The sequence below is a fragment of the Sphingobacterium bovistauri genome (assembly GCF_020295405.1).
GTDB lineage: Bacteria > Bacteroidota > Bacteroidia > Sphingobacteriales > Sphingobacteriaceae > Sphingobacterium > Sphingobacterium bovistauri.
Window position 1 is genome coordinate 52,797 of sequence record NZ_JADEYP010000006.1, and the last position, 13,093, is coordinate 65,889.

Consider the following 13,093-nt stretch of genomic DNA (forward strand, 5'->3'; position numbering starts at 1 on the left):
ACTTGATTAATCTAATGTGATATCTAAACCTAGACCACGCAACTCATGTACTAATACGTTGAATGATTCAGGAACTGATGGAGTTGGTAAGTTGTTACCTTTTACGATAGCTTCGTAAGTTTTAGCACGACCTACTACATCATCTGACTTCACAGTTAAGATCTCTTGTAAGATGTTAGATGCACCGAATGCCTCAAGTGCCCAAACCTCCATCTCACCGAAACGCTGACCACCGAATTGAGCTTTACCACCCAATGGTTGTTGTGTAATCAATGAGTAAGGTCCGATAGAACGAGCGTGCATTTTATCATCAACCATGTGACCTAATTTCAACATGTAGATAACTCCTACTGTAGTCGGTTGATCAAAACGCTCTCCTGTCAAACCATTGTGTAAATAGGTACGACCAGATTTAGGTAATCCTGCCTTTTCTACCCACTCTTCTACTTGGCCCATTTCGGCACCATCGAAGATTGGCGTAGCGAACTTCATGCCCAATTTTTGACCAGCCCATCCAAGAACTGTTTCATAAATTTGCCCCAAGTTCATACGAGAAGGTACACCTAGAGGGTTCAATACGATATCCACTGGAGTTCCATCTTCTAAGAAAGGCATGTCTTCATCACGTACAATACGTGCAACGATACCCTTGTTACCGTGACGACCAGCCATCTTATCACCCACTTTCAATTTACGTTTCTTAGCAACATAAACTTTAGCCATCTGAACGATGCCAGAAGGAAGCTCATCACCTACAGAAACTGCAAATTTATCACGTTTGAAAGCACCTAACTCTTCGTTCAACTTAATGTTGTAGAAATGAAGAGACAGTTTAATCAACTCATTTTTATCTTCGTCAGTAGTCCATCCAAACGGATTAATGTTTGCATAGTCAAGATCAGTTAAGATTTTTTGAGTGAATTTAGCACCTTTAGCTACTAACAATTCTTTGTAAACGTTATAGATACCTTGACTAGTTTTTCCATTCACGATAGTGAACAATTTCTCTACCAAACGCTCTTTTAATACTCTTACATTTTTGTCGTGCGTGATTTCTAATTTTTCTAAAGTTTTTCTTTCGACTTCTTTAGACATTTTCTTCGCACGTGAGAATAACTTCGTATCGATAACTACACCTTTGATAGAAGGAGGAGTTTTCAAAGAAGCATCTTTTACATCACCAGCTTTGTCACCAAAGATAGCACGTAATAATTTCTCTTCTGGAGAAGGGTCAGACTCACCTTTAGGTGTGATTTTACCAATTAAGATATCACCTTCGCCAACCTCAGCACCTACACGGATTATACCGTTTTCATCCAAATCTTTAGTAGCTTCCTCCGAAACGTTAGGAATATCTGCTGTAAGCTCTTCTTCACCACGTTTCGTATCACGTACTTCTAATTCAAACTCTTCGATATGAAGTGAAGTGAATATATCTTGAGAAACAACACGCTCAGAGATTACGATCGCATCCTCAAAGTTGTAACCTTGCCAAGGCATGAAAGCCACTTTCAAGTTACGACCTAATGCTAATTCACCATCTTCTGTAGCATATCCTTCACACAATACTTGTCCTTTTGTAACTTTTTGACCTTTCTTAACGATAGGCTTCAAATTGATACAAGTATTCTGGTTGGTTTTCTTAAATTTAATTAATCGGTAAGTTTTAATGTCATCATCAAATGATACTAAACGCTCATCTTCATTACGTTCGTAACGGATTTTGATTTCTTCAGCATCTACATATTCAACAACACCATTTCCTTCCGCATTAATCAACGTACGTGAATCCGATGCAACACGGCCTTCCAAACCAGTACCTACGATTGGCGCTTGTGGGCGCAATAATGGTACAGCTTGGCGCTGCATGTTCGATCCCATCAACGCACGGTTGGCATCATCATGCTCCAAGAAAGGAATCAATGAAGCCGCGATCGAAGTAATTTGGTTTGGAGCAACGTCCATATAATCCAATTTCTCTGGATCGATAATCGGGAAGTCACCCTCGTATCTCGCCTTAACTTTTGGATCTTCAAAATTACCTTTATCATCATAGTAAGCGTTTGCTTGCGCGATTGTCTTACCGTCTTCATCTTCAGCAGATAAATATACTACAGGCTCATCTACGACTACTTTACCGTCTCTTACTTTACGGTAAGGAGTCTCGATAAATCCTAAGTTGTTGATCTTAGCGTGAACAGATAAAGATGAAATCAAACCAATGTTTGGTCCCTCAGGAGTTTCGATTGTACACAAACGACCGTAGTGCGTGTAGTGAACGTCACGAACCTCGAAACCAGCACGCTCACGCGAAAGACCACCTGGACCTAAAGCTGATAAACGACGCTTATGCGTAATCTCAGCCAATGGATTCGTTTGGTCCATGAATTGAGAAAGCTGATTCGTACCGAAGAACGAATTAATTACTGATGACAATGTACGTGCATTGATCAAATCAGTAGGTGTAAATACTTCGTTGTCACGAATATTCATACGCTCACGAATAGTACGTGCCATACGAGCTAAACCAACTCCGAATTGTGCATACAACTGCTCACCAACAGTACGTACACGACGATTTGACAAGTGGTCAATATCATCCACCTCTGCCTTAGAATTGATCAAGTTGATCAAATACTTTACAATAGCGATAATATCTTGACGAGTCAATACTTTAGTTTCTGGATCTGTATCCAACTTCAACTTACGGTTGATACGGTAACGACCTACATCACCTAAATCATAACGTTTGTCTGAGAAGAATAAACGATCGATGATACCACGAGCAGTTTCCTCATCAGGTGGTTCAGCGTTACGTAATTGACGATAGATATGCTCTACCGCTTCTTTCTCTGAGTTGGATGTATCCTTCTGTAAAGTGTTATATATGATAGAGTAGTCTGCATTGTTTGATTCATCTTCTTTCGCTAAGATAATAGACTTAACTCCAGCATCGATGATCAAATCAATGTGATCTTCTTCTAATACAGTTTCACGTTCAAGGATAATTTCATTACGATCGATAGATACTACTTCACCAGTATCCTCATCTACGAAATCCTCCGTCCATTTATTCAATACCCTAGCCGCCAAACGACGACCAACGAATTTTTTAAGACCCGTTTTACTAACTTTTACTTCGTCAGCTAAGTCAAACAATTCTAAGATATCTTTGTCCGAATCGTAACCAATAGCACGTAATAAAGTAGTAACTGGGAATTTTTTCTTACGATCAATATACGCATACATCACGTTATTCACGTCTGTAGCGAACTCAATCCAAGATCCTTTAAAAGGAATTACCCTTGCCGAATAAAGTTTTGTACCATTTGTGTGTCTACTCTGACCAAAGAATACACCAGGAGAACGGTGTAACTGAGATACGATTACACGCTCTGCACCATTGATAACGAAAGTACCTTTGGGTGTCATGTATGGAATTGTACCTAAGTATACATCTTGTACGATAGTTTCGAAATCTTCGTGTTCTTCATCATTACAAGACAACTTCAATTTTGCTTTCAAAGGCACGCTATAAGTTAAGCCACGCTCGATACATTCTTGGATATCATAGCGAGGAGGATCAATGAAATAATCCAAAAACTCTAGCACGAATATGTTTCTTGAATCAGAAATAGGGAAGTTTTCTGCGAAAACCTTGTACAACCCTTCCTGATGGCGGTTATCAGAAGTAGTTTCTAATTGAAAAAACTCCCTGAAAGACTCCAATTGCACATCCAAGAAATCAGGATAATCGATTACCTTTTTACTTGTAGCAAAGTTTACTCTTTCGTTTTGAATATTATTGTTTGCCAAGGGAATAAGATTTTAGTTTTAAAAAACTGAACTTAATTTTTTGCTGTTATAAGTCTCATTTTGATGTGACAGCACACACAAAATCGTTTATTATATATTAAAACGGGAATAGACTCTGATAAATTATCAGAGTCTAATCTCGCTTTGGTGGTATTTGAAATTATTTAATCTCAACTACAGCACCAGCTTCTTCTAATTGTTTTTTCAAAGCTTCAGCTTCGTCTTTAGAAACGCCAGCTTTCAATTCTTTAGGAGCACCGTCAACTAAATCTTTAGCTTCTTTCAATCCTAAACCAGCTAAGTCTTTTACTAATTTAACTACAGCTAATTTTTGACCACCAGCTTCTTTCAAGATAACGTCAAATGAAGTTTTCTCTTCAGCAGCAGCAGCGCCACCTTCAGCTGGAGCAGCAGCAACTGCAACAGCAGCAGCAGCAGGCTCGATACCGTACTCGTCTTTTAAGATATCAGCTAATTCTTTAACTTCTTTTACTGTTAAGTTAACTAACTGTTCAGCAAGTTGTTTTAAATCTGCCATTTTATTTTGATTTTTGAATGTTCTTTTAAAAAATATTGTTAATTAAACGTCGAACTTTTAATGTATTAAGGAGTTCGTTAACCTCTTTGTTCTAAAGTCTTTAATACACCTGAAATTGTATTTCCGCCTGATGAAAGAGCAGAGATAACATTTTTCGCAGGTGATTGAAGAGCCGCGATGATATCAGCAACTAACTCGTCTTTCGATTTAAGTGTTACTAAAGCATTTAATTGATCATCACCAACAAAAGCTGTCTCTTGAATATAAGCTGCTTTTAATAATGGTTTGTCACCTGCTTTACGTAATTCTTTAATCAATTTAGCTGGAGCGTTACCTGTCTCAGAGAATAATAATGTAGAAGCACCTTTCAATACACCTACTAATTCTTCTGATTCGATACCTGCTTCGATTAAAGCTTTCTCAATTAAAGTGTTTTTAGCCACTTGCATGATGATGCCTGCATCAAAACATTTACGACGGATTCCATTGATCTTTTCAACAGATAAATCAGCAGTGTCAGTAATATAGAAGTTACCGTAGGATTTAATCTGCTCTGCTAAAGCTTGAACAATTTCTTGTTTTTCTTCTTTTCTCATGATTAAATTCCCGCTACTGATTTAGTTTCTACATGAATACCCGGACTCATCGTTGATGAGATATGGATACTCTTGAAGTATGTTCCCTTTGCTGCTGAAGGTTTTAATTTAGAGATTACTTGCAATACTTCTAATGCATTCTCATAAATCTTCTCTGCAGGGAAAGACACTTTTCCTACCGAAGTATGGATGATACCTGTCTTGTCAACTTTAAAATCGATCTTACCTCCTTTTACGTCTGTTACAGCTTTACCTACTTCTGTAGTTACTGTACCAGTCTTAGGATTAGGCATTAAGTTTCTTGGACCCAAAATACGGCCCAATTTACCTACTTTAGCCATTACCGAAGGCATAGTGATGATAATGTCAACGTCAGTCCAACCACCTTCAATCTTGCTGATGTACTCATCCAAACCTACGAAGTCTGCACCTGCAGCTTTAGCTTCTTCTTCCTTGTCAGGAGTTACTAATGCTAAAACGCGAACAGTCTTACCAGTTCCATGAGGTAATGTCGCAATACCACGAACCATTTGATTCGCTTTGCGTGGATCTACGCCCAAACGTACGTCGATATCCACTGAAGCATCAAATTTCGTTGTAGTAATTTCTTTCACTAAAGCAGAAGCTTCAGCCAAAGTATACGCTTTACCAGCTTCAATTTTGGATAGTGCCGCTTTTTGATTTTTTGTTAATCTAGCCACTTTCTTAAACTGATTTCGTTAATTAATTTTTCCAAGGAGCGTCACCTGTAACAGTGATACCCATACTACGTGCTGTACCAGCTACCATGCTCATTGCAGATTCTACAGTAAAAGCATTTAAGTCAGTCATTTTGTCTTTTGCAATCGTCTCCACTTGCTCCCATGTGATAGCAGCAACTTTTTTACGATTTGGCTCACCTGACCCACTTTTTAATTTAGCAGCATCTTTTAATTGAATAGCTACCGGTGGAGTTTTGATGATAAAATCAAATGACTTGTCAGCATAAACAGTAATTACTACTGGCAATACTTGACCTGGTTTGTCTTGCGTACGAGCATTGAACTGTTTACAGAAATCCATGATATTCACACCCTTAGCACCTAAAGCAGGTCCTACTGGAGGAGATGGATTGGCTGCACCGCCCTTCACTTGTAATTTTACTAACGCACTGACTTCTTTTGCCATTTTGTTTTGAATTTAATTTGTTAAATGTTTGTTAGTAAGTTGGAAGCAATACTTGTAACATTTATTCCCGAAGGACACCAAAACATAGCTTTGGCAACCAAACGAGGTGCAAAGATAATAAGAATATTTGAATAACAAAATATTACTGAAAATATTCAATTACTATTCCATATAATTCACACCTGCATAAAAAAGCCTTCTTACTTTGAGATAAGAAGGCTTCTAATATTTTATGAAAATTATTCTTTTTCGACTTGCATATAATTCAATTCAAGAGGCGTCTTACGACCAAACACTTTAACCATTACGGTCAACTTTTTCTTATCCTCATGAACCTCTTCGATTTCACCAGTGAAACCGTTAAATGGACCATCTGTAACTTTAACTGACTCACCAACATAATAAGTTACATTAATAGACTCACCTTGCTCAGACATCTCATCCACCTTGCCCAAAATTCTATTAACCTCTGAAGGACGCAACGGAATAGCAACACCAGCCTTATCACCCAAGAAGCCTATTACACTGTTCAAATTTTTGATAGCGTGCTCAATCTCTCCATCTAAAGCCGCTTCAATTAATACATATCCAGGATAATAATTACGTTCCTTCGCAACTTTTTTACCATCGCGCATTTGGTAGTATTTTTCCATAGGAATTAACACCTGAGGAACTAAATGTTGAATCCCTAATCTATTAACTTCAGACTCTACGTATTGCTTAACTTTCTTCTCTTTACCACTCACAGCACGTACTACGTACCATTTTAAACTTTGATCAGCCATAATGTCTTTTAGATAAAACTTTACTTAGTACCGTATAACAATTCCAATACATTACTTGAAGCCTTGTCCATTAATAGTACCAATAAAGCTATGATCAACGAAGCTACAAGCACTATAACTGCATGATTTTGCAATTGTGACCAAGTAGGCCAAGTAACCTTCTCAGTCACCTCTTGATAAGACTCTTTAAAAAAATCAAGTACTTTAGCCATTGTTTGATTATTTATTTAAGTTATTTAGCAGGGATACTAGGATTCGAACCCAGACCAATGGTTTTGGAGACCACGATACTAACCATTATACTATATCCCTGTGTTTTTTTATGATGATGCAAATATAGGGTTTAACCACTATTAGACCAAATATTTTTTGCTTTTTTTTATTATTTTAAGAATAAAAAAACTGATAAAACAAAATAAGCTAATCAGCATCAGCTAATTAGCTTATTTTATGTATTTATCAATCTATTATAGATTAAATAATTTCAGTTACCTGACCAGCACCTACTGTACGACCACCCTCACGGATAGCGAAACGTAGACCTTTTTCCATTGCAATCGCAGAGATTAATTTTACTGTGATTGTAACGTTATCACCTGGCATAACCATCTCAGTACCTTCTGGCAACATGATCTCTCCTGTTACGTCTGTTGTACGGAAATAGAATTGAGGACGGTATTTGTTGAAGAATGGAGTGTGACGACCACCTTCAGCTTTTGATAATACGTAAACCTCAGCTTTGAAATGATCGTGAGGAGTTACAGTACCTGGTTTAACGATAACCATACCACGTTTGATATCAGTTTTCTCAATACCACGTAATAATAAACCTACGTTATCACCAGCTTCACCGTAATCTAAAATTTTACGGAACATCTCAACACCTGTTACTGTAGATTTCAAACCTTCAGCAGCACCCATACCTAAGATCTCAACTGGATCTCCAGAGTTGATTACACCTCTTTCGATACGACCTGTAGCAACTGTACCACGACCTGTGATCGAGAATACGTCCTCTACTGGCATTAAGAAAGGTAACTCAGTTAAACGTGGAGGAATTGGAATGTAGTTATCTACAGCATCCATTAATTCCATGATTTTCTCAACCCACTCAGGCTCACCGTTCAATCCACCCAAAGCAGAACCTTTGATTACTGGAATATCATCACCTGGGAATTCGTAGAATGACAATAGCTCACGCACTTCCATTTCTACTAACTCTAATAACTCAGGATCATCTACTAAGTCAACTTTGTTTAAGAATACTACTAACGCTGGTACACCTACTTGACGAGCTAATAAGATGTGCTCACGAGTTTGAGGCATAGGACCATCAGTAGCAGCAACTACGATGATAGCGCCATCCATTTGTGCTGCACCAGTAACCATGTTTTTCACGTAATCGGCGTGACCTGGACAGTCAACGTGTGCATAGTGACGGTTTGCTGTTGAGTACTCAACGTGCGCTGTATTAATCGTGATACCACGTTCTTTCTCTTCAGGAGCAGAGTCAATTGAATCAAATGAACGAGCTTCTGATAAACCTGCATCCGCTAATACTTTAGTGATAGCTGCAGTTGTAGTAGTTTTACCGTGGTCAACGTGACCGATAGTACCAATGTTTAAGTGCGGTTTACTACGGTCAAATTTCTCTTTTGCCATGTTTATGCGAATTAGTAATTATTAAATATTTCTTGTTAAAATTCTTTACAAAAATAATAAACTTAATTTATCGAGCCAAAGATGGGATTTGAACCCACGACCTCTTCCTTACCAAGGAAGTGCTCTACCCCTGAGCTACTTCGGCTTTCTTTTATAAAAGCTTATTTACGGAATTATGCCTCCACCTTACATATTTGAACCATGAAAGATAGAGACTGAAAAACCTTGAAAATTAAGAGCGGAAGACGAGGTTCGAACTCGCGACCTATAGCTTGGAAGGCTATCGCTCTACCAACTGAGCTACTTCCGCTTTTTGATTACTGTATAAACATTCATTGATACAATAATCAAACAATTTAGTGTGGAGGGAGAAGGATTCGAACCTTCGAAGCCGAAGCAACGGATTTACAGTCCGTCCCATTTGACCGCTCTGGAACCCCTCCAGACCTGTGATGTCTCACATTTGAGCCTCCTATCGGAATCGAACCAATGACCTACTGATTACAAGTCAGTTGCTCTACCAGCTGAGCTAAGGAGGCTTTTTATTTTTTTTGTTTTATCAAACTCTCGAAGAACACCTACTCTTTCGAGTAGCTGGTGCAAAGATAGAAAAATTCATTTCAAATTTGCAAGAGAATTTATCAAAAACTTTTTCTTATTTATTTCTTAAAGAACTCTTTCAAAAAACGGCCTAAAACATATAATCCGTTTGTTTTTGATGTTGCAAAGATAGACACAGGATTCACATTTCAAAAATTTTTATGCAAAAAATAATTCCTTAAACAGTCATAATCCTGATATGCAGACCAATAATTTTTCAATAAAAATTTATTAAAGTCCATTACCAATCATTTGATTTATATTTGAGCCTATTTTTTCGAACTTTAGTACATGAAAAAACTAACGACTTTATTTTTATTCTTAGCTGTTACGAACATTGTTAACGCCCAAGACTCGACTAACTTTATAAAAAAAATTATAAAAAAAACATTTTCTTCTCAAGGAGATACCACACGTAAAGGCAGCTTTTTCATATTACCGGCTTTCAGTTATGCACAAGAGACTGGTGCGGAATTCGGTATTGCCGCAGCCTACAATTTTTATCTTGACAAAGAAAACTTAGAAAGCCGCACATCAAATATTTCGTTAATTAGCACTCTTACCACCAAAAAGCAAAAGAAAATAAATCTCAATGCAGACCTTTGGTCTAAAAATAACGATTATCATATCCTACTAGAACTGAGAGCTCGTGATTGGCCTTTCAATTTTTACGGAATCGGAAATGACACATGGATATCACAAGAAGACTATCTAGAACAGACACTCTATCGTGTTAAAGCCGATATTGAAAAACGCATCGCAAAAAAAATCTACATAGGTATAAACACAAGCTATGACCATTACAAATTTCAAGACGTAATAGAAGACGGAATTTTTAGCACAGATAACTCAATATTAGGAAAGAGCGGGGGGCAATATGCAACTATAGGACTCTCTGCTTTGTTCGATAGTAGAGACATCACCACCTACACCAACAAAGGCATATATTCACGAATTAAGTTCGCATATGCTCCTCACCTATTTGAAGAAACAGACTTCACTGGATCACTTTTTGAAGCTGACGTTAGAGGTTTTCATCCTATACATAAAAAAATCATAGCATCTGGACAACTTATATATAGGGGCACTTATGGTGAAAACCTACCTTTTTATACACTTCGGGATCTAGGAGGAGACATGACGATGCGCGGTTATTATCTGGGGAGATACAAAGACAAAAACTACATTGCTTCTCAAGCAGAATTGAGATATCGCTTCCATCCACGATTCGGAATAGTAGGATTTGCAGGAGCAGGAACTACGTTTTCAGATGAGCATAAAGCGCGTTGGACTCCTTCTTATGGAAGCGGACTAAGGTACTTCTTTAGCATTGAGCACAGCAGCAGTATCCGTTTTGATTACGCTTTTGGAGAGCAAAGAACTGGCGAAAAAAGACAATCAGGATTTTACCTAAGCTTAAGCGAAACGTTTTAACGACAATAATACTGATATGGATAGCGCAACCTAAAGTTTTCTTTTGGTTGCTCTTTTCGCTTGCAAATAATACCAAACTCAAATAAATCAATAAGCACAATAAAACCCTCACTCTTTTGCATACACTCCCAGTAAACAAGAGATTGATTGAGATGAATATTTTTAACAAACACCATAAAATAGTCGTTTTGCAATTTTAACAGATCATCGGGTTTATACTCCAAAAAATCTGTCACCACAAAAGAGCTTGGATCAATCCCTTTAGTGTTATAATAATCCTGAATATCTTGGATCAAAGATGAACTTCTCTTTACATGCTTATTATAAATCAATTCATCTGCCAATTCATATACAAATGGTGAATGAGTACCGTGACGAGTATTTGCAGTTAGAAAATGTTTGATTTTTCGAATTAAATAAGACATATCACAAAAATAGAAATAATGCAACAAGTGAACATACTATTCCTGCTTTTTTAAATCAATCAATTTTTGTAAATTTATATATGAATGAGAAGGAAATAAAAGCGATTATATCATTATTAGAAGATCCTGATACCGAAATTTTCAATCAATTAGAACAACGACTGATCACTTGTGGTCCAGAAGTAATCGCCTTATTGGAAGAAAGTTGGGAGTCATCTTTTGATCCGCTATCACAATCACGTATTGAAAACATCATTCATAAAATACAATTTGACCAAATAAAAAGTGAATTACAGCTGTGGGATTTAAAAAACAGTGAAGACCTGTTGGAAGGTTTACTCATAATCAATCGCTACCAATACCCGAATTTGGACGAAAACAACGTTATTTTAACCATTTCGGAACTAAAAAGAAACGCATGGTTTCAATTAATGTACGACATGAGTCCAATGGAAAAGGTCAAATTATTAAATAATGTTTTATTTCGCGAATTTGGACTATCTGGCAACACAACAAATTACCATGACCCACAAAATTCATTCATTCATAGCGTATTAGAATCAAAAAAAGGCAATCCGATTTCGCTATCGTGCATATACAGTATTGTGGCACAACAATTAGACATCCCTATATACGGGATTAACCTCCCAAAACACTTTATAATCGCATACATGGAAGATACGGACAAACCGCCCCTATTTTATGTAAACGCCTTTAATAGAGGTCAAATAATGCAGCAAAATGATATTTATTCGTTTTTGAAACAATTAAATCTACCACTAAGTGAGGAATACACAATGCCCTGCACGAATAAAGCCATTATCAAACGCGTATTACGCAATTTAATAACGGCTTATGAAAATATTGGAAATCCTCAGAAAAAGGAAGAAATAGACCTTTTACTAAAGATTATTGAAGACTAACGGGCATCTAAAGAAATACTTTCAGGCGTTTTATTCCCCAGATTTAATTCAATATTGGGCTTTACATTACCTTCATCACTTATTAAAAATCTAAACACACGCTTTGCTTGTGAGTCAGCAACATAAATATATTTACCAGCTTCGCGCGGGTCAATAGCCACGTCCATTGGCTGTTTTAACAATGATGAAGCGCCACTTATCACGCGTGTCGGCTCTATGGTTTTTGTTGAGTTTTGTGTAGAAAAATTTTCAAATATTAAAATTCTGCCATTTTGTGGCACATTGCTAATCACATCATAATCGGTCAATACTAATATATCTTTTGATTTAGAATATGAAATACCTCTAAGATTCTTGGATCCATTTACAGTCAGTTCAAAAGATTTAGGAATATTAGTCAATACAGTATCCACCTTATCGATAAAACTCTGCGTAAAATCTTTATATGCTACTATACCTCCATTATCACCCGTTTTGACAATAAAGACATCCTTGTTGTTAATTGTTAGCCCCCAAGGTATAAAATCTAACTCCATTTCAAATCGAGGTTTGGCTAAAAAACCTGTAGAAGTTGGTCTTCTAAATGCAAACAAATAAGGCTTAATATGTGTAGAGTCAGATTTATTCAATGCGATGAGCATCTCTTCTGAAAGCGCAGGACCATCATTTACAACTGTATAATGCAACCCTCTAACGTTATCTAGCCTTCTTGATGACAATTTAGCTGCTGAAGATATAACTCCATTAATAGCAACTCTCATTACTTGAATTGTAGTATCTAAAGTCCCTGGAGTATTAATACTCCCCTGAAACACTAAACCAGACTCAGGTGTATAATGAATCATTCTCCCCCCTTTGGCCGCAGAAACATACGTATAAAAAGTGCTTGCTGCAGGAAACTCATCTTGATCAGCAGGATCAATCACAGTCACATTACTTATATTAGTAGAAGCACCTGCTTGATAATCAGAAGTAGAAACATACAATCTAGATATTTCTTTAATTTCTCGCGCCGGCGGCTCATCATCATTACGTTGACAAGAAACGGCACCAATTAGTAGTGAAGGTATAAGGAAGAAAAATAAATATTTGTGCATATAATTTATATCGATTACTTTATTACAAATGTATAAATTTTTGTCTGTAA

The 13,093-nt window shown here is 37.0% G+C and carries 12 protein-coding genes and 5 tRNA genes; 2 read left to right on the plus strand and 15 right to left on the minus strand.

Annotated features, from left to right (window positions below):
• Positions 1 to 6: 6 nt before the first annotated feature.
• The 13 genes from rpoB to IPZ78_RS04915 all read right to left on the minus strand — a co-directional run bounded on the left by rpoB (position 7) and on the right by IPZ78_RS04915 (position 9,103).
• Positions 7 to 3,816: a DNA-directed RNA polymerase subunit beta gene (rpoB, locus tag IPZ78_RS04855; RefSeq protein ID WP_225551854.1), complete on the minus strand. Its 3,810-nt coding sequence runs from the start codon at positions 3,814 to 3,816 to the stop codon at positions 7 to 9.
• Between the two features lie 160 nt (positions 3,817 to 3,976).
• Positions 3,977 to 4,354, minus strand: a complete 378-nt coding sequence (rplL, locus tag IPZ78_RS04860; RefSeq protein WP_002992785.1) for a 50S ribosomal protein L7/L12 — start codon at positions 4,352 to 4,354, stop codon at positions 3,977 to 3,979.
• A 77-nt stretch (positions 4,355 to 4,431) separates the two neighbouring features.
• Positions 4,432 to 4,950 carry a 50S ribosomal protein L10 gene (gene rplJ / locus IPZ78_RS04865; RefSeq protein WP_225551856.1) on the minus strand — a complete coding sequence of 173 codons (519 nt, stop codon included), beginning with the start codon at positions 4,948 to 4,950 and terminating at the stop codon, positions 4,432 to 4,434.
• Positions 4,951 to 4,952: 2 nt separating this feature from the next.
• Positions 4,953 to 5,651: a 50S ribosomal protein L1 gene (rplA, locus tag IPZ78_RS04870; protein WP_225551857.1), complete on the minus strand. Its 699-nt coding sequence runs from the start codon at positions 5,649 to 5,651 to the stop codon at positions 4,953 to 4,955.
• A gap of 22 nt (positions 5,652 to 5,673) precedes the next feature.
• Complete coding sequence (rplK, locus tag IPZ78_RS04875; protein WP_225551859.1) at positions 5,674 to 6,117, minus strand: 50S ribosomal protein L11; 444 nt, start codon at positions 6,115 to 6,117, stop codon at positions 5,674 to 5,676.
• 239 nt (positions 6,118 to 6,356) lie between these two features.
• The gene (gene nusG / locus IPZ78_RS04880; RefSeq protein WP_225551860.1) at positions 6,357 to 6,902 is read right to left on the minus strand and encodes a transcription termination/antitermination protein NusG; all 546 of its coding nucleotides are present in this window, start codon (positions 6,900 to 6,902) and stop codon (positions 6,357 to 6,359) included.
• 20 nt (positions 6,903 to 6,922) lie between these two features.
• Positions 6,923 to 7,114 (minus strand): preprotein translocase subunit SecE, encoded by a 192-nt coding sequence (gene secE / locus IPZ78_RS04885; RefSeq protein WP_225551861.1) that lies wholly within the window; start codon positions 7,112 to 7,114, stop codon positions 6,923 to 6,925.
• A 28-nt stretch (positions 7,115 to 7,142) separates the two neighbouring features.
• A tRNA-Trp gene (locus tag IPZ78_RS04890) sits at positions 7,143 to 7,214 on the minus strand.
• A gap of 162 nt (positions 7,215 to 7,376) precedes the next feature.
• Positions 7,377 to 8,564 carry an elongation factor Tu gene (tuf, locus tag IPZ78_RS04895; RefSeq protein WP_225551863.1) on the minus strand — a complete coding sequence of 396 codons (1,188 nt, stop codon included), beginning with the start codon at positions 8,562 to 8,564 and terminating at the stop codon, positions 7,377 to 7,379.
• Positions 8,565 to 8,637: 73 nt separating this feature from the next.
• A tRNA-Thr gene (locus IPZ78_RS04900) sits at positions 8,638 to 8,709 on the minus strand.
• A 92-nt stretch (positions 8,710 to 8,801) separates the two neighbouring features.
• Positions 8,802 to 8,874: transfer RNA gene (locus IPZ78_RS04905), tRNA-Gly, on the minus strand.
• Positions 8,875 to 8,926: 52 nt separating this feature from the next.
• Positions 8,927 to 9,007, minus strand: a tRNA-Tyr gene (locus IPZ78_RS04910).
• A gap of 23 nt (positions 9,008 to 9,030) precedes the next feature.
• Positions 9,031 to 9,103, minus strand: a tRNA-Thr gene (locus IPZ78_RS04915).
• A 352-nt stretch (positions 9,104 to 9,455) separates the two neighbouring features.
• Here IPZ78_RS04915 and IPZ78_RS04920 point away from each other — a divergent pair.
• Complete coding sequence (locus tag IPZ78_RS04920; RefSeq protein WP_225551864.1) at positions 9,456 to 10,598, plus strand: BamA/TamA family outer membrane protein; 1,143 nt, start codon at positions 9,456 to 9,458, stop codon at positions 10,596 to 10,598.
• Here IPZ78_RS04920 and IPZ78_RS04925 read toward each other — a convergent pair.
• Entirely contained in the window at positions 10,595 to 11,023 is a 429-nt protein-coding gene (locus tag IPZ78_RS04925; protein ID WP_225551868.1) for a hypothetical protein, read from the minus strand. The genes IPZ78_RS04920 and IPZ78_RS04925 overlap by 4 nt on opposite strands.
• An 80-nt stretch (positions 11,024 to 11,103) precedes the next feature.
• Between IPZ78_RS04925 and IPZ78_RS04930 the strand changes: the two genes are divergently transcribed.
• Positions 11,104 to 11,946 (plus strand): transglutaminase-like domain-containing protein, encoded by an 843-nt coding sequence (locus IPZ78_RS04930; protein WP_225551870.1) that lies wholly within the window; start codon positions 11,104 to 11,106, stop codon positions 11,944 to 11,946.
• Here the strand turns inward: IPZ78_RS04930 and IPZ78_RS04935 are convergent.
• Complete coding sequence (locus IPZ78_RS04935) at positions 11,943 to 13,043, minus strand: NHL repeat-containing protein (protein WP_225551871.1); 1,101 nt, start codon at positions 13,041 to 13,043, stop codon at positions 11,943 to 11,945. The genes IPZ78_RS04930 and IPZ78_RS04935 overlap by 4 nt on opposite strands.
• Positions 13,044 to 13,093 lie beyond the last annotated feature (50 nt).